Source organism: Isoptericola croceus, assembly GCF_029382255.1.
GTDB lineage: Bacteria > Actinomycetota > Actinomycetes > Actinomycetales > Cellulomonadaceae > Isoptericola > Isoptericola croceus.
Map to the genome: position 1 here is coordinate 369,622 of NZ_JARLLG010000001.1, position 15,618 is coordinate 385,239.

Sequence of the window (15,618 nt, forward strand, 5' to 3'; positions counted from 1 at the left end):
GGCTTCTCACCACACCGGCGGGTGCTGCTGCGCCCAGCGGAGCACGTCCTCGAGCTGAGCGGCCAGCGCCAGCAGGGTCAGCTCGCCGCCCGGCCGCCCGATGAGCTGCACGCCCATCGGCAGCCCGGCGTCGGTCCAGTGCGTCGGCACCGTGATCGCGGGGAGCCCGGCCACGTTGAGCCACGACGTGAACGGCGTGTATTGGCACTGCTGGGCGAAGTTGCGGTCCGGGTCGTCGGCGTCGAACCACCCGACCGGGCGCGGTGTCATGGCCAGCGCCGGGGTGACGACCGCGTCGAGCTCGCCGAACCCGGCGATCAGCCGCCGCTCGAACGCCGAGAGGGTCCGCAGGGCCTCGACGAGCTCGCGGGCCGGCACCCGGCGGCCGCGGTCGATCAGCCAGGCGGTGAGCGGCTCGAGCCGGTCCAGGGCCGCCGAGTCGTCGATCGGCACCGCCGACGCCCCGCCCATCCACAGGCTGCGGAAGGCGTCGCCGTACTCCGGCGCGGGGTCCCAGGAGTGATCGGCGACCTCGTGCCCCAGCCCGGTCAGCGCCGCCACCCCGGCATCCAGTGCCGCGCGGGCCTCCGGGTCCACGGTGATCTCGTAGTAGTCGTCCCACGCGGACCAGGTGGTGACGCCGAGGCGGAAACGGCCGCCGTCGTCGTCCCGTCCGGGTACCTCGCCGCGCCGCGCCGCCGCGAGGTAGGCCCCGGCGTGCGCGGCCGGCGTGCGCAGGGTGTACCGGTGCGCGACCGCGCCGTCTGTCCGCCGGGCGAGCATGCCCTCGAGCAGCAGCGCGGTGTCCGCGGTGGTGCGGGCGAGCGGGCCGTTGACGACCAGCCCGCCCGGCGACTCGACACCTGAGCCGGACGGCAGCAGGCCGCGGCTCGGCTTCAGCCCGACCACACCGCAGGCCGCGGCAGGGATGCGGACGGAACCTCCGCCGTCGGACCCCGGGGCGAACGGCAGCAGGCCGGCCGCCACCGCGACGGCCGCCCCTCCGCTGGACCCGCCCGCACCGAGCCGCAGGTCCCACGGGTTGCGCGCGACCGGCCCGGCGAGAGGTTCGGTGTACGCGGGGAAGCCGAGCTCGGGGGCGGTGGTCCGCCCGAGGCTGACCGTGCCGGCCGCGTCGAGGTCGCGCACGACGTCGTCGGAGGCGTCCGGGACGAACCCGGCCAGCGCGCGCGAGCCGAACCCGGTCGGCACCCCGGCCCGGGCGAAGAGGTCCTTGTCGCCCGTCGGCAGGCCCCACAGGGTGCCCGACGGCGACCCGAGCGTCGCGACGCGCTCTCGCGCGAGCTCCGGGGTCACCAGCGCGAACGCCCCGAGGTCGGCGTTGCGCGCGGCGATGCGGTCCAGGAAGTGCTCGGTCACCTCGGCCGGGGTGAGCTCGCCCGCCCGGAGACGGTCACGCAGCTCGACGGCGGTCTGCTCGTGCAGGGCGTCCATGGGCACGAGGCTACGCCGACGGTCCCCACGGAGTGCGGGGGAGGCCGTTCTATAGTGCCTGGTGACGTAGGTCGTGAACCCAGAGGAGCCGCCGGATGCCGCCACGTACCGTCCTGATCCTGCAGCACGTCGCCGTCGAGAAGCCGGGGCTCATCCTCGACGCCCTCGACGGCAGGGGCCTCGACATCGACGTCCGCACCGTGGTGGGCGATCCGTCCACGACGGCGCGCGACCTGCCGGCCGTCGAGGAGCTGGCGGGGCTGGTCGTGATGGGTGGCCCGATGAACGTCGACGACCTCGGGACGCATCCGCAGCTCCAGCTCGAGCGCGCCCTGCTGGCCGCCGCCGTCGCTGCCGACGTCCCGACGCTGGGGGTGTGCCTGGGCGCCCAGCTCCTGGCGCGGGCGCTGGGGATGTCGGTGCTCACCGCACACGGCCTCGGTCGCCGGAGCGAGATCGGGTGGGCGCCGCTGGACGAGGTCGACCTCGACGACCCGCTGGTGGGCCCGCTGGCCGAGGCCCCGGGTGTGCTCCACTGGCACGGTGACCGCATCGTGCCTACCGACGGTGCCCGTGTGCTGGCGCGGACCGCGACCACCGAGTGTCAGGCGTTCCGGGCCGGGCCGGTCGCGTGGGGTCTCCAGTTCCACCTGGAGGTCACTCCGCTGCTCCTGGACGAATGGCTCGCGGACCCGTCGTTCGCCGCCGAGGCCGTCGAGCACCTCGGCGACGGTGCGCCGGAGCGGCTGCGGACCGACGCTCGGGAGATCGAGGCGGGACTGCGCCCGCTGGCAGAGCAGAGCCTGGCACACCTGCGCGATCTCGTGCTGGCCCGGGCCGGTCTCCCGGCGTAGTGGAGAGTCAGGCATCAGGAGCAGAAGCCTGACTCTCCGCTACGTCACCGGACCGGGACGGACCGTCAGAGCGGTGTGACCGCCCCGGAGAAGTGCTGCCGGTGGCGACGGGCGTTCCAGCCGACGTAGGCGAACCCGTCCGTCTCCGGGGTGATCGCCATGTCCACCGTCCCCGGCAGCAGCACCGGCTTGGCGAACTCCACCGTCCAGCGGTAGGCGTCGCCGCGCACGTGCCCGACGTCTGCCAGCGCGCGGGCGGCGGTGTACATGCCGTGCGCGATCGCCCGCGGAAACCCGAACGCCTTCGCCGAGAGCGCCGACAGGTGGATCGGGTTGCGGTCACCCGAGACGGCGCCGTAGGCACGCCCGGTGCCGGGCCCGAGCGCCCAGCGCCCCGTCGGCAACGGCGGCAACCACGTCTCTCCCCGCGAAGTAGTACCGGCGGTCGCCGAGTCGTACCCGCGGGGTACTTCGCCGGCGCCGGAGGTACTACTCCGGGAGCCCGGCAGCTCGAAGCCCTTGGCGAGGTACGTCGAGACGCCCCGCCACAGCGGGTCCGGGTTCCCCTTGGCATCGTCCGGCCGGATCTCCGTCACGAGGTCCACCTGGACGCCGCGCCGATGCGCCCGCAGGTTCTCCGCCCACGCCCGCACCTCGAGCACGTCGCCGAGGCGGACCGGCCCGCGCAGCTCGACGACGTTGCGCAGGTGCACCATGCCGAGCAGCGGCAGCGGGAAGTCGCCGCGCACCATCACGGCGGTGGCCAGCGGGAACACGAGCACGTGCAGGTAGCCCGCGGGCAGCACGTCGCCGACGGGCTCGTGCAGCAGCCGCTGGTACTCGTGCAGGTGCCGGGCGAGGTCGGCGGTCGTGACCCCCGGGACGCGGTACGCGACGTCAGGCAGGGTCAGGAGGTCGCCGCCGGCCGCGTGGTCGGCGGGCCGGTCCGACGCCGTGCGCCCGGTCCCGATGATCGGCAGCGACGGCAGGGCGCGTCCCGCAGCGATGCGGCCCGACGCCGCGGCGCCGCGTGCGTAGAGGCCCCCGAGCCCCGGGAGGCTCGGCTGGGTCTCGACGCGGAGTGCCGCCCCGTCGGTGGTCCGCAGCGGTTCGGCGGTCACTGGCCCACCAGGTGCTGACCGCACACCCGCAGGACCTGGCCGTTGACCCCGGTCGCGGCCGGGGAGGCGAGGAACGCGATCGCCTCGGCGACGTCCACGGGCCGGCCGCCCTGTGCCAGGGTCGGCAGCCGGCGCGCTACCTCGCGGGTGGCGAACGGGATCGAGGAGGTCATGTCCGTCTCGATGAAGCCCGGGGCGACGGCGTTCGCCGTGCCGCCCCGCGCCGCCAGCAGCGCCGCCGTCGCGCGGGTGTGCCCGATGACGCCGGCCTTGGTGAAGGCGTAGTTCGTCTGGCCCTTGTTGCCGGCGATGCCGGAGGTCGAGGCGAGCGAGACGATGTGCAGCCCGTCCAGGCCGGCGGCGAGCAGCGTGTCGTTGATGCGCAGCTGGGCGGCAAGGTTCACCGCGACCACGGCCTCCCACTGCGCCGGCTTCATGTTGGCGAGCAGCTTGTCGCGCACGATGCCGGCGTTGTGGACGACGACGTCGAGGCCGCCGTGGCGCTCGCGGGCGTGGGCGAGGATGCGCGTCCCCGCGTCGTCGGCGGTGACGTCGAGCTGCAGGGCGGTGCCGCCCACGGAGTTGGCCGTACGGCTGAGACCCTCGCCGGCCGCGGGGACGTCCACGCAGACCACCGTGGCGCCGTCGCGGGCCAGGGTCTTCGCGATCGCTGCGCCGATGCCGCGGGCGGCCCCGGTGACCACGGCGACCTTGCCCTCCAGCGGGCGGTCGGTCGTCAGGTCGGTCCCGGCGGCGGTGTCCGCCGGGCCGACGCGCAGGAGCTGACCGTCGACGTACGCGCTCTTGGCCGAGAGGAAGAACCGCAGGGCCGCGAGCGCCGACCTGGCCTCGACGGCCGCGCCGTCGGTGAGCACGACGCCGTTGGCGGTGGCGCCGGCGCGCAGCTCCTTGGCGAGCGAGCGCAGGAACCCGTCGACGCCGTGGCGGGTGGCGGCCAGCGTGGGGGAGTCTCCCTCGCCGGGTGCCCGGGAGACGGTCATCACGCGGCCGTTCGGTGCCAGGTGCCGCAGCACCGACCCGGCGGCGAGGACCGGCTCTGCCAGCTCCGTGGGTTCGGCGGCCTCGGTGAGCACGAGGACGACGGCGCCCCAGCGCACGTCGTCCGTGGGCTGGCGGCGCACGTCGACGTCCCACTCGAGCAGCGCCTGGGCGAGCGTGTCGGCGGCACCCTTCGAGGCGCCGTCGGACACCACGAGTACGGGGCCGACGGTGAGCGGGTCGCCCGCGCGGTAGCGGCGCAGGATCGCCGGGCGGGGGAGCCCGAGCTTCTTGGCGAGCGTCTTGGTGACCCCGGAGTTGACGGCCTGGGTGTAGCGGTCGGTCATCGGTTTCCTTCCCGGGTCAGACGGACTCGACGACGGCGGTGGCCCCGAGGCCGCCGGCGGCGCAGACGGAGATCAGGGCGCGGGCGGGCTCGCCCGTCTCGGCGGCACGCTGCGCGACGAGCTTGGCAGCGGTCGCGACGATCCGCCCGCCGGTGGCGGCGAACGGGTGGCCGGCGGCCAGCGACGACCCGTTGACGTTGATCTTGGTGCGGTCCACGGTGCCGAACGCTCCGGGGAGCCCCAGCTCGTTCTTGCCGTAGTCGGCGTCCTCCCACGCGGCCAGGGTGGTGAGCACCGTCGAGGCGAAGGCCTCGTGGATCTCGAAGAAGTCGATGTCGTCGAGGGTGAGGCCGTTGCGGGCGAGCAGCCGGGGCACGGCGTGCACCGGGGCCATGAGCAGGCCCTCGTGGCCGTGCACGAAGTCCACCGCTGCCGTCTCGGCGTCGACGACCCGGGCGAGGACGGGCAGGTCGTGGGACTCGGCCCACTCGCGCGAGCCGAGCAGCACGGTCGAGGCGCCGTCGGTCAGCGGGGTGGAGTTCCCGGCCGTCATCGTGGCGGGGGCCTCGAGCGACCGGCCGAAGACCGGCTTGAGGCTCGCGAGCTTCTCCAGCGAGGTGTCCGCGCGCAGGTTGTCGTCGCGGGTCAGGCCGCGGAACGGCGTGACCAGGTCGTCGAAGAACCCGGACTCCCACGCGGCGGCGAGGTGCTGGTGGCTGGCGAGGGCGATCTCGTCCTGCGCCTCGCGGGCGATGCCCCAGCGGGCGGTGGTGATGGCCTGGTGCTCGCCCATCGACAGCCCGGTGCGGGGTTCGTCGGTGGCCGGGACGAGCGGCTTGAGGTCGCCGGGCCGGATCGCGGCGAGCGCCTTGGCGCGCGCCTGCCAGGTCTTGGCGTGCTGGACCTCGAGCAGCGCGCGGCGCAGGCCCTCGCTGACGGCGATCGGCGCGTCGGAGACCGTGTCGCTGCCGCCGGCGACCCCGGACTCGATCTGGCCGAGGCGGATCTTGTTCGCGACGTTGATGGTCGCCTCGAGGCCGGTGGCGCAGGCCTGCTGGAGGTCGAACGCCGGCGTGGCCGGCGACAGGGAGGAGCCGAGCACGGACTCCCGGACCAGGTTGAAGTCGCGGGAGTGCTTGAGCACCGCGCCGCCGACCGCCTCGCCCAGGCGCTCGCCCTGCAGCCCGAACCGGGCGACGAGGCCTTCGAGGGCGGCGGTGAACATCTCCTGGTTGGAGGCGTCGGCGTACTTCTTGCCGGCGCGGGAGAACGGGACGCGGTTGCCCCCGACGACGACGGCGTCGCGGACGCCCTGTCGGTCGGCGGCTGCGCTGGTCTTCTGGCGAGTAGCCACTGCGTGCTTCCTTACACTCCGACGGTACAGATGAGACTCACAGTACCTGATACTCTGAGTCTCGTGAGACGAGTCACAGGGGGTGACCGATGACGGTCGCAGCACAGGGAGGCCCGCAAGGTCCCGCCGGCGCGAGGCCTGACGGCCGATCGACCCGCTGGGACGATCATCGCGCCCAACGGCGGACCTCGCTCGTGCGGGACGCCCGCCGCGCGATCCACGAGCTCGGGCCCGGCGCGTCGATGGACGAGATCGCGGCCGTCGCCGGTACCTCCAAGTCGATCTTCTACCGGTACTTCGACGACAAGGCGGGCCTGCGGCTCGCCGTCGCCGAGGCCGTGGTGGCGGGCATGCACCGCAAGCTCGCCGAGGCGGCCCACGAGGCGCCGACCCCCCACTCCGCCCTGCGGGCGATGGTGCGGGTCTACCTGCAGACCATCGAGCGCTCGCCCCACGTCTACTGGTTCGTCACCCGTACGGCCATCGGCGGCAACGGGCCCGACGACGGCGCCTCCGGACCGGTCGAGGCGCTCGGCGCCTACCTGGACTCGGTCATCACGCTCGTCGCCGAGCCCGCCGCGCAGGCCGCGGGCGTCCCGGCGCGGTCGGCGGCCGCCTGGGCGGCCGGCGCCGTCGGCTTCGTGCGTGGCACCGGCGAGTGGTGGCTCGGCCACACGCTCACCGCTGGCCTGACGCGTGAGGAGCTCACCGACCAGATCACCACCTGGCTCTGGACCGGGCCGGTCGGCGTGCTGCACCACGGCGCGACCGGCGGGCCCGCGGACCCCCCGGACACCCCCACCACCGAGAAGCAGGAGTCCTGATGACGACGACGTCCGACCGCCCCGCGGCCGACCACGGCAGCACCACCTCGGCCAGCACCCCCTCCGCGAGCGGCACCGGCGGCCGCATCGACGTCGACGGGCTGTCCGAGCTGCTGCTGGGCCGTTGGCCCGAGCACCGCCGTGCGGCCCGTGCCCGCGCCGGGGACCCGCGCTTCCACAAGGACGAGACGCTGACCCCGGCCGAGCACCGCGAGCGGACCCTCGAGCAGATGCGCGAGATGGTCGCCGAGGAGGGCAAGATCTCCTGGCTGGCCTTCCCCGAGCGGATGGGGGGCCTCGACCAGCCCGGCGCGAACCTCGCCTGCTTCTCCGAGCTGGTCGCGGCCGACCCGTCGCTGCAGATCAAGGCCGGCGTCCAGTGGGGCCTGTTCGGTGCGGCGATCCTGCACCTGGGCACCCCCGAGCAGCAGGACCGGCTGCTCCCGGCCGCGATGGACCTCACGGTCCCCGGGGCCTTCGCCATGACGGAGACGGGGCACGGCTCCGACGTCGCCTCGATCGGCACCACGGCGACCTACGACCCCGAGACGGAGGAGTTCGTCCTCGACACGCCGTTCCGGGGCGCCTGGAAGGACTATCTCGGCAACGCGGCCCAGCACGCCACCGCCGCCACGGTCTTCGCCCAGCTCATCACCGGCGGCGTGGACCACGGTGTGCACTGCTTCTACGTGCCGATCCGTGAGACCAACCCGGACGGGACCGCCGGCCCCTTCCTGCCCGGCGTGGGCGGCGAGGACGACGGCCTCAAGGGCGGCCTGCGCGGCATCGACAACGGCCGGCTCCACTTCTCCGGCGTCCGCGTCCCGCGCACCGACCTGCTGGCCCGCTACGGCTCCGTGGCTCCGGACGGCACCTACTCGTCCCCGATCGACAGCCCCGGCCGACGCTTCTTCACCATGCTGGGCTCGCTCGTCCAGGGTCGCGTCTCCCTCGACGGGTCAGCCGTCAACGCGGCCAAGATCGGCCTGGCGATCGCGGTGAAGTACGGCGCCGAGCGTCGCCAGTTCGCCGGCCCCGGGGTCGACGAGATGGTGGTCCTGGACTACGCGACGCACCGCCGCCGGCTGTTCCCCCGTATCGCGGAGGCCTACGCCGGGCACTTCGCCAACGAGCGTCTGCTCGACCTGTTCGACGACGTCTTCTCGGGCGAGCACGACACCCCGGAGAACCGCGAGGACCTGGAGACGACGGCGGCAGCCCTGAAGTCGACGTCGACGGCGTTCGCGCTCGACACGCTGCAGGAGTGCCGCGAGGCCTGCGGGGGCGCCGGGTTCCTCACCGAGAACCGCATCACGTCGCTGCGCGCCGACCTCGACGTCTACGCGACCTTCGAGGGTGACAACACGGTGCTGCAGCAGCTCGTCGCCAAGCGGCTCGTGGGTGACTACGGCCGTGAGCTCAAGGGCGCCACGAGGACACCGACGGGCATGGCGCGGTTCGTCGTGGAGCGGACCACGGACGCGGCGCTGCACCGCACGGGCCTGCGCCGTGTCACCCAGGCGCTCGCCGACATCGGCGACCCGCGGCGTGCGGCCGGCCACCTGCGCGACGCCGAGACCCAGCGCGAGCTGCTCGCCGACCGGGTCGCGACGATGGTCGAGGAGGTCGCCCTGGCACTGCGGCCCGCGCAGAAGGCCGCTCCCGCGGAGGCGGCCCGCATCCTGGACCAGAACCAGGTGGCGCTCGTCGAGGCTGCGAAGGCGCACGCCGACCTGCTGCGTTGGGAGGCGTTCACCGACGGGCTGACCTCGATCGAGGACGCGGCCACCCGCCAGGTGATGACCTGGGTGCGTGACGTCTTCGGGCTGACGGTCATCGAGCGGAACCTCACGTGGTACCTGCTGCACGGTCGGCTCTCCGACCAGCGGGCTCGCACCGTCACCGGCTACGTGGACCGGCTGCTGCTGCGCCTGCGGCCGCACGCCGTGGACCTGGTCGACGCCTGGGGCTTCGGGCAGGAGCACCTGCGGGCCAAGATCGCCTCGGGTGCGGAGGCCGAGCGGCAGGACGAGGCCCGGGCGTACTACGCGGCGCGGCGCGCGAGCGGAGCCGCGCCGGTGAGCGAGAAGGCCCTCAAGAAGAAGCACTGAGGCGCGGGGCTCGCCCCCGCGGCCTCAGGCGGCGACGGGTACGGCCTGACCGGCCGTGCTCGGGTCGTGGCCGGCGCCCGGGTGCACCAGGGCGTCCTCTGTCGCGGACGCGGTCTCCAGGTCCTCCGTCGAGACCTCTCGCAGGGGGAGCCCGAGCGTGACCGTGGCGGGGCGTGCCCGGGGGCGTGGCGGAGGCGTCATCATCGCGACCCCGAGGGTCCCGGCCCCGCCGACCGTGATCGCCAGCAGCGCCAGCACCGTCCATCCGAGAGCGATCGCCGAACCGAGCAGCAACCCGTCGCCGATGGCGACGGCGCTCCCCGCGAGCAGCACCCGTCTCATGTCCCCACCTCCACGGTCCGCCTCATCCGTGCCCTTCCCAGGACACGACATCTGTGGGGTGGGCGCATCCGCTGGAGGTGGTGTGCCGGGTCACAACTCGATACCAACCCGGGTGAGACCTCAGAAGGACCTCAGGACGGTGTGAAGGTCGGGCGCTTCACGCGTGCGAGTGGCGGCCGGTCAGGCTGTGGCCGAGCAGCAACGGCGACGGCGCGGGGCTGGCCTGGCGGTGCACCTCACCGGCGAGCCGCAGCGCGAGCTCGAAGCGGACGGGTGCCACGGCGTCGGCGCTGAGCCGGCCGCCGAGCTGCGGGTGGGGGATGAACGCCAGCACCTCGTCGTCCTGGGGAACCACTCCGCGCCGGGCGGCCTCGACGGCGAGGTCCGCGAGCAGCAGGTCGCTGCGGCCGTCGGGGGACTCGAGCTCGGCCGTGAGCTCGACCGCGTTCGTCCAGCGCAGCTCGAACGTGCCCTCCACGGTGTCCAGGAACCACCATCCCTCGAGGGACTCGAAGAACACGTCGCCGAACAGGGTCGCGAACTGGGGCGTCTTGCCGTGGATGCCCAGCCACGACCAGGACGCCAGCCCGTAGGCGAAGGCGCTGGGGGTGAATGGTCGGAGGAGGTCCACGAGCGCATCAAAGCACGGTGCAGGGCGCAGGAAAACCCTCCCGCCGAATGAACAAGATGTGACCCGCTTCACGGGTGGAAGTCACATGGTCCAAGGGTTGTTCAAGGTGCGATCCGCGGGGAACCGGTGCGCGGTCCGGCGCGTTGTCACCGGCATGAGCCTGTCCGACCTGTCGCCCGCCACCCTTCCCGAGGCCGCGCCGGCGCGCGTCGACCTGCGTTCCGTCGCCCTCAGCGGGGTCGCCACCTTCGCGTGGTACGCGGTCCCTGATCTCGTCCGGCCACGGTGGGCGCGCGCGCTCGCCAAGACCGCGGTGCTCACCACGGCTGTCGCTCTCGCGCTCGCGACGACGAGGGAGGGCGAGGAGGCTCGCGGCGCCCTCCGTGAGGTCCAGGACCAGGTGCGCGGCGCCGTCGACCAGGCCGACGAGCAGGTCCTCGACCAGGCGTCGGCTGCCGTCGAGCCCGGTACCGGACGCGCGGTCGCGGCAGGTGCCGCCCTCGTGGGCGGGCTGGCACTCGCCGGCACCGTCGCGGTGCTGGGGGAGCGGTGGGCGTATCGCACCGGTGAGCGCCTGGGCGAGCGTGGCCTGCGTGCCCCGCACTCGACCGTGGGGCTGGTGCTCGGGGCGGCCGCAGCAGGGCTGGCCGCGGTCGAGGGGCCGCTCAGCGCAGGGCGATCCAGATCAGCAGCTGCGTGACGAGGAACCCGGTGAAGATGTTGAGCCACAGGAACCGGCGCCAGCCGGCGTGCGCCCGCTCGCAGTCGTCGTCGGCAAGGTGGCGGAACTGCGCGATGCTCACCACGTACGGCACGGACAGCAACGCGGCCAGCATGCCCGGCCAGCCCGTGGCGAGCAGCACGAGGCCGCCCACGGCGTAGCCGGCCATCGCGAGCCGCACGGTCCGGGCCGCGCCCAGCCAGGTCGCCACCGAGCCGAGCCCGGCCGCACGGTCGGCCTCGACGTCCTGCACCGCTCCGAAGGCCTGCGAGGCCATACCCCAGCAGAAGAACCCGGCCAGGGCGGCGAGGGCCGGGCCCGTGAACGCCCCGTCTGCCAGGGCGATCCCGAAGACCGCAGGGCTGACGAAGTGCGTGCTGGACGTCGCCGAGTCCAGCACCGGGCGCTCCTTGAAGCGCAGGCGCGGAGCCGAGTACGCGACCACGGCGAACACGCTCACGGCCAGCACCGCCGTCGACGTCGCGTCGCCCACGGCGACCAGGTACGCGAGGAACGGCAGGTTGGTCACCACCGCCGCCCACACGGTGAGGCGGTGCCAGCGGCGCGACAGCACGACGCCCTCGATGCCACCCTTGCGAGGGTTGCGCAGGTCGGACTCGTAGTCCCAGACGTCGTTGAGCCCGTACATGAGCAGGTTGTACGGCACCAGGAAGTACAGGGCTCCGAGGACGAGCTCGGGCAGGCCGGTCCCGGCGATGCCGCCCGCCATCACGTAGGCGGCGGCGAACGGGTAGGCGGTGTTGACCCAGCTCACCGGGCGCGACGAACCGACGACCTGGCGCAGTGCGGCGACCGCCCCGTGCTCGGCGGTGGCGGTCATGTGGATGCCTCCCTCGGGGTGGCCAGTGCCCAGAGGCTCGGCAGCAGCAACGCGGCCACGACCGGCCAGGCCAGGTCCTCGACCGGCGTCAACCAGATCGCTGCCCCCAGCAGGGCGTCGTCACCGTAGCGGAACAGGTCTGCGGCGATCATCAGGCTGTCGAAGACGATCGTCAGCACGACGAGCACGGCGGCGGTCGCGCCGACCGTCGCCCACCACCGCGCACCCAGCCCGCGGACGGCCGCGGCCACCACGGCGATCACCAGGGAAGCAGCCACGACCACGACGGCGAGCAGCGCGTACGTCATGGCGCCACCCTGCGGCCCTGGCTCCGGCGCGCGGCGGACCATCGGGCCAGCAGACCGTGCAGCACCAGGGTGACGTAGCAGAGGAAGAGGATGAAGAACAGCTCCTCGAGGGGCAGGTGCGGGGCGAGCTCGATCCCGGTCATCGCGGCGCCGCCGCGCTCGTAGTAGCCCTCCGCGATCGCGACGACGTCCCACGCGAGGAACACGACGGTGCCGACCAGCAGGACGACGGCGCCGCGCACCGGGTGTGCCGAGAACAGCAGCAGCCGGGCGCGGTGGTCGACCAGGGCCATGCACGCCAGGGCGCCGAGCAGCAGCCCGAGGTAGACGAGGTGGGTCCAGCTCACGGTACCTCCGCCGTCCTGCGGTCGTCGGGTCGGGGCGCCGGCACCGGTCCGGCGCTCGTGTCGCCCCGGACGCGCTTGAGGACGAGCTCGGCGCTGATGAGGCACATGGGCAGCCCGATGCCAGGAATGGTCGAGCCTCCCGCGTAGACCAGGCCGCCCACGTGGCGCGAGAGGTTGCCGGCGCGGAACATGGCGCTCTGGCGCAGCGTGTGTGCCGGGCCGAGCATCCCGCCGGACCACGAGGACAGGTCGGCGGCGAAGTCCCCGGGCCCGACGGTCCGACGCACCGCGATGCGCTCCCGCAGGTCCGGGACGCCTGCCCGGTCGGCGACGCGGTCGATCGCGGCGTCGGCGACCCGCTCGACGCCCGCGTCCCCGGCGCCGTCGAGGCCGCCGCGGCCGAGCGCCGGGTCTGCCGGGACGGGCACGAGGACGAACAGGTTCTCGTCGCCGGCCGGTGCGACCGTCCGATCGGTGCGGGACGGGGCGCACACGTAGAGCGACGCCGGATCGGGGACCCGCCCGGCCCTGATGTCACCGAAGTTCGTGTGCCAGTCGGCGGTGAAGAACAGCGAGTGGTGGGCCAGCTCGGGAACTCGTCCGCGCACCCCCAGCATCGCGAGCACGCCACCCGGCCCGGGGTCGCGACGGTCCCACCAGCGCTGCGGGTAGGTCTGCAGCCACGGCAGCAGGAGCTCGGTCTCGACGTGGTTCAGGTCGGCCGCCGCGACGACGACGTCGGCACGCACCTCGTGCGCGGCGCCCGCCGCGTCGGTCCACCGCACGCCGGTGGCGTGGGCGCGAGGGCGGTGCGGAGCCGGCACGCCGGTGGGGCCGGGGCCGGGCGCCGTCGTGATCTCCGTGACCCGGGCGCCCGTCCGGACCCGCGCGCCGGCCTGCTCGGCCCGGCGGACGACGGCGGCGACGAGCGCGTGGAACCCGCCGTGCGGGTAGCGCACCCCGCCGTCCAGGTCGAGGGCGCTCATCAGGTGGTATATGCTCGGGGCGCGGTCCGGCGAGGAACCGAGGAAGACCGCCGGGTACCCGAGCACCTGACGCAGCCGGACGTCGTCGAAGGAACCGGCGACGAACGACTCCAGCGAGCGGCCCAGGAGCGGTCCGAGCCGGGGCAGGCGCGCCAGCACCTCGCGGGAGGCGAGGCCGTGCCACGACGCGAAGGTCGTGTACAGGAAGTGCCGCAGCGCCATGTCGTAGGTGTCGTGCGCCGAGTCGAGGTAGCGCTCCAGCCGTGCCCCGGCCCCGGGCTCGACGGCCTCGAACGCGGCCACGTTGCGGGCGCGCTCCCGGTCGATGTCCAGGGGGTCGGTGTGCCCCTCGAAGAACACCCGGTAGGCCGGGTCGAGCGCGTGCAGGTCCAGCTCCGCGGCCGCCGAGGACCCCATGAGCCGGAACCAGTGGTCGAACACCTCGGGCATGAGGTACCAGGACGGCCCGGTGTCGAAGCGGAACCCGGCCGACTCCCACGACCCGGCCCGGCCACCGGGAGCGTCGTGGCGCTCGAGGATGTCGACGTCGTGCCCGTCCCGCGCCAGGAGCCCGGCGGTCGCGAGCCCGGCGATCCCGCCGCCGACGACCACGACCCTCATCGGACCGCCTCCCCGGCGAGAGCGCGGGCGACCAGCCGTGCCTTGGCGACGTCCGGCACGCGAAGCCGCTGGTGGCGCAGCACCGCGGCCGGAGTGGCGCGCAGACGCCGGGTCAGCTCGGCGAAGAGGTCGTGGGCCACCTGCACGGCCACCCGGCTGGACCGGGGCAGGTCCAGGATCGCCCGCTGGGCGACGGCGAGGTCGGCCTCGATGTCGTCCAGCAGCAAGTCCTTGGTGGCATCGTCGAACGCCGCGGGGTCGAGGCCGGGGAAGTAGGACCGCCCGCGAGCGTCGACGTCGTCGGCGAGGTCCCGCAGGAAGTTCACCTTCTGGAACGCCGCACCGAGCCGGGCGGCGCCGGCCGCACGGCGCGCGTACGCGCCGTCGGCGCCGTCGACGAAGATCCGCAGGCACATCAGTCCGACGACCTCCGCCGAGCCGTGCACGTACCGCGCGAAGCTCTCGGCATCGTGCACGGTGACCGTCAGGTCGGTGCGCATGGAGGCGAAGAAGGGGTCGACCAGGTCGGCGCCGATCCCGAACCGGCGGGCGGTGCGGGCGAAACCGTGCGCCACGAGGTTGTGGCTGTAGCCGCGCTTGGCGGCGAGTGCCACCTCCTGCTCCAGGCCGGTGAGCAGCTCGTCGCGCTCGGCGACGGTGAGGTCCGCGACGACGTCGTCCACGATCTCGTCCGCGACCCGTACCAGCGCGTACACGGCGCGCACGTGGTCCCGCACCGACGGTCCCAGGAGACGGCAGGCCCAGCCGAACGACGTCGAGTAGGTGTCGACGACGGCGGCCGCGGTGCGCCGGGCCGCGCGGTCGTAGTCGGTGGTGCGCTCGAGGTGGGTGGTCACGGGGCGACCGCCCACGGAGGCGGGCCGACCGCGTCGACCCCCGTCGTCAGCACGTTCTCCAGCATGGAGCACGGTGCTGGGAGCAGCGACCTGTCCGGGAGGTCGCCCCCGGCGCGCTCCTCGTGCCGTCGTCCCACGTGCGTTCCTCCCCGTCGCGGCCCGTGCGGACCGTCCAACAAAGTAGCTAACTAGGTTAGATAGTAGCGAAGTGAGGTTACGATGTCGGCGTGAGGCAGGCAAGGGCTGGGGCGGAGCCGTACTGGTACGGCGCAGGCGACGCCGAGGCGCGCGGCCTGCTCGAGGCCGTGCGCACCTTCCGGCACGCGGACGACGCCATGCGCCAGCGGGCGAGCCGGGACATGGACATGAACGCCAGCGACCTGCGCGCGCTGCGCCTCGTGATCGACGGCGAGCGCTCGGGGGAGCCGGTCACACCCCGAGCCCTGGCGACCCACCTCGACATCTCGACCGCCGCGACCACCAAGCTCGTCGACCGGCTCTGCGCCTCCGGCCACCTCGAGCGCCGCCCGCACCCCAGCGACCGTCGATCCGTGGTGATGGTCGCCACCCTCGACGCGCACGACGAGGTCCGTGAGCGCCTCGGGCGGATGCACGCCCGCATGCTCGACATCGCCCGCGAGGTTCCCGTCGGCTCGCGGGCCGCGGTGCGCGACTTCCTGCTCGCCCTGGCGGCCGAGCTCGGGCGCGAGGACGACGACGCCGCGACGCACCTGGTCACCGCCTTGCGGGCCGGCCGGACGGACACCGCCCCGGGAGGCGTCGCCACCCCGGTAGACTGACCTCTGCGCCGCCCCGTCCCGCGTCGAGCCGCGCTCGTGGACCGCCGTCGGGGCTCGGGGTCGCGTGCGACCCGACCCGGACCGACGCCGGATTCCGTG

The 15,618-nt window shown here is 74.0% G+C and carries 17 protein-coding genes; 5 read left to right on the top strand and 12 right to left on the bottom strand.

Features of this window, described 5'->3' with window-relative positions; all coding sequences use genetic code 11:
* Positions 1–6 precede the first annotated feature (6 nt).
* Positions 7–1,455 (bottom strand): amidase, encoded by a 1,449-nt coding sequence (locus PZC42_RS01675; protein ID WP_277207733.1) that lies wholly within the window; start codon positions 1,453–1,455, stop codon positions 7–9.
* 95 nt (positions 1,456–1,550) lie between these two features.
* Here PZC42_RS01675 and PZC42_RS01680 point away from each other — a divergent pair, with 95 nt between their 5' ends.
* Positions 1,551–2,309 (top strand): type 1 glutamine amidotransferase, encoded by a 759-nt coding sequence (locus PZC42_RS01680; protein ID WP_277207734.1) that lies wholly within the window; start codon positions 1,551–1,553, stop codon positions 2,307–2,309.
* Positions 2,310–2,374: 65 nt separating this feature from the next.
* Here PZC42_RS01680 and PZC42_RS01685 read toward each other — a convergent pair whose 3' ends face one another.
* Genes PZC42_RS01685 through PZC42_RS01695 form a run of 3 tightly spaced genes read right to left on the bottom strand, consistent with a single transcriptional unit; the run spans position 2,375 to position 6,130 of the window.
* The gene (locus PZC42_RS01685) at positions 2,375–3,430 is read right to left on the bottom strand and encodes a MaoC family dehydratase (RefSeq protein WP_277207736.1); all 1,056 of its coding nucleotides are present in this window, start codon (positions 3,428–3,430) and stop codon (positions 2,375–2,377) included.
* Positions 3,427–4,776, bottom strand: coding sequence for a 3-oxoacyl-ACP reductase (locus PZC42_RS01690; protein ID WP_277207738.1), 1,350 nt, complete (start codon positions 4,774–4,776; stop codon positions 3,427–3,429). The genes PZC42_RS01685 and PZC42_RS01690 overlap by 4 nt, the downstream gene beginning before the upstream one ends.
* 16 nt (positions 4,777–4,792) lie before the next feature.
* Positions 4,793–6,130 carry an acetyl-CoA C-acetyltransferase gene (locus PZC42_RS01695; RefSeq protein WP_277207740.1) on the bottom strand — a complete coding sequence of 446 codons (1,338 nt, stop codon included), beginning with the start codon at positions 6,128–6,130 and terminating at the stop codon, positions 4,793–4,795.
* 89 nt (positions 6,131–6,219) lie between these two features.
* On the opposite strand from PZC42_RS01695, the gene PZC42_RS01700 reads away from it, so the two are divergent.
* Positions 6,220–6,954, top strand: a complete 735-nt coding sequence (locus PZC42_RS01700) for a TetR/AcrR family transcriptional regulator (RefSeq protein WP_277207742.1) — start codon at positions 6,220–6,222, stop codon at positions 6,952–6,954.
* On the top strand, positions 6,954–9,065 hold the full coding sequence (locus tag PZC42_RS01705) for an acyl-CoA dehydrogenase family protein (protein WP_277207744.1): 2,112 nt from the start codon (positions 6,954–6,956) through the stop codon (positions 9,063–9,065). The genes PZC42_RS01700 and PZC42_RS01705 overlap by 1 nt, the downstream gene beginning before the upstream one ends.
* 24 nt (positions 9,066–9,089) lie before the next feature.
* Here PZC42_RS01705 and PZC42_RS01710 read toward each other — a convergent pair whose 3' ends face one another.
* Both PZC42_RS01710 and PZC42_RS01715 read right to left on the bottom strand, forming a co-directional pair.
* Complete coding sequence (locus tag PZC42_RS01710) at positions 9,090–9,407, bottom strand: hypothetical protein (protein ID WP_277207746.1); 318 nt, start codon at positions 9,405–9,407, stop codon at positions 9,090–9,092.
* 157 nt (positions 9,408–9,564) lie between these two features.
* Positions 9,565–10,038: a hypothetical protein gene (locus PZC42_RS01715; protein WP_277207748.1), complete on the bottom strand. Its 474-nt coding sequence runs from the start codon at positions 10,036–10,038 to the stop codon at positions 9,565–9,567.
* Positions 10,039–10,192: 154 nt separating this feature from the next.
* Between PZC42_RS01715 and PZC42_RS01720 the strand changes: the two genes are divergently transcribed.
* Positions 10,193–10,738, top strand: a complete 546-nt coding sequence (locus tag PZC42_RS01720) for a hypothetical protein (protein ID WP_277207750.1) — start codon at positions 10,193–10,195, stop codon at positions 10,736–10,738.
* On the opposite strand, the gene PZC42_RS01725 is transcribed toward PZC42_RS01720, so the two are convergent.
* Genes PZC42_RS01725 through PZC42_RS22445 form a run of 6 tightly spaced genes read right to left on the bottom strand, consistent with a single transcriptional unit; the run spans position 10,704 to position 14,856 of the window.
* Positions 10,704–11,600, bottom strand: a complete 897-nt coding sequence (locus PZC42_RS01725) for a prenyltransferase (RefSeq protein WP_277207753.1) — start codon at positions 11,598–11,600, stop codon at positions 10,704–10,706. The genes PZC42_RS01720 and PZC42_RS01725 overlap by 35 nt on opposite strands.
* Positions 11,597–11,908 (bottom strand): lycopene cyclase domain-containing protein, encoded by a 312-nt coding sequence (locus PZC42_RS01730; protein ID WP_277207756.1) that lies wholly within the window; start codon positions 11,906–11,908, stop codon positions 11,597–11,599. The genes PZC42_RS01725 and PZC42_RS01730 overlap by 4 nt, the downstream gene beginning before the upstream one ends.
* Positions 11,905–12,255: a lycopene cyclase domain-containing protein gene (locus PZC42_RS01735; RefSeq protein ID WP_277207759.1), complete on the bottom strand. Its 351-nt coding sequence runs from the start codon at positions 12,253–12,255 to the stop codon at positions 11,905–11,907. The genes PZC42_RS01730 and PZC42_RS01735 overlap by 4 nt, the downstream gene beginning before the upstream one ends.
* On the bottom strand, positions 12,252–13,862 hold the full coding sequence (crtI, locus tag PZC42_RS01740; RefSeq protein WP_277207761.1) for a phytoene desaturase family protein: 1,611 nt from the start codon (positions 13,860–13,862) through the stop codon (positions 12,252–12,254). Before crtI ends, PZC42_RS01735 begins: the two co-directional genes overlap by 4 nt.
* Positions 13,859–14,719 carry a phytoene/squalene synthase family protein gene (locus tag PZC42_RS01745; RefSeq protein ID WP_277207764.1) on the bottom strand — a complete coding sequence of 287 codons (861 nt, stop codon included), beginning with the start codon at positions 14,717–14,719 and terminating at the stop codon, positions 13,859–13,861. The genes crtI and PZC42_RS01745 overlap by 4 nt, the downstream gene beginning before the upstream one ends.
* Positions 14,716–14,856, bottom strand: coding sequence for a hypothetical protein (locus PZC42_RS22445; protein WP_277207766.1), 141 nt, complete (start codon positions 14,854–14,856; stop codon positions 14,716–14,718). The genes PZC42_RS01745 and PZC42_RS22445 overlap by 4 nt, the downstream gene beginning before the upstream one ends.
* A 90-nt stretch (positions 14,857–14,946) precedes the next feature.
* On the opposite strand from PZC42_RS22445, the gene PZC42_RS01755 reads away from it, so the two are divergent.
* Positions 14,947–15,519, top strand: a complete 573-nt coding sequence (locus tag PZC42_RS01755) for a MarR family winged helix-turn-helix transcriptional regulator (protein ID WP_277207769.1) — start codon at positions 14,947–14,949, stop codon at positions 15,517–15,519.
* Positions 15,520–15,618 lie beyond the last annotated feature (99 nt).

Bases quoted from the DNA above. Each gene is read 5' to 3' on its own strand.
- PZC42_RS01675 (WP_277207733.1), bottom strand. From the start codon at position 1,455: ATGGACGCCCTGCACGAGCAGACCGCCGTCGAGCTGCGTGACCGTCTC.
- PZC42_RS01680 (WP_277207734.1), top strand. From the start codon at position 1,551: ATGCCGCCACGTACCGTCCTGATCCTGCAGCACGTCGCCGTCGAGAAG.
- PZC42_RS01690 (WP_277207738.1), bottom strand. From the start codon at position 4,776: ATGACCGACCGCTACACCCAGGCCGTCAACTCCGGGGTCACCAAGACG.
- PZC42_RS01700 (WP_277207742.1), top strand. From the start codon at position 6,220: ATGACGGTCGCAGCACAGGGAGGCCCGCAAGGTCCCGCCGGCGCGAGG.
- PZC42_RS01705 (WP_277207744.1), top strand. From the start codon at position 6,954: ATGACGACGACGTCCGACCGCCCCGCGGCCGACCACGGCAGCACCACC.
- PZC42_RS01710 (WP_277207746.1), bottom strand. From the start codon at position 9,407: ATGAGACGGGTGCTGCTCGCGGGGAGCGCCGTCGCCATCGGCGACGGG.
- PZC42_RS01720 (WP_277207750.1), top strand. From the start codon at position 10,193: ATGAGCCTGTCCGACCTGTCGCCCGCCACCCTTCCCGAGGCCGCGCCG.
- PZC42_RS01725 (WP_277207753.1), bottom strand. From the start codon at position 11,600: ATGACCGCCACCGCCGAGCACGGGGCGGTCGCCGCACTGCGCCAGGTC.
- PZC42_RS01730 (WP_277207756.1), bottom strand. From the start codon at position 11,908: ATGACGTACGCGCTGCTCGCCGTCGTGGTCGTGGCTGCTTCCCTGGTG.
- crtI (WP_277207761.1), bottom strand. From the start codon at position 13,862: ATGAGGGTCGTGGTCGTCGGCGGCGGGATCGCCGGGCTCGCGACCGCC.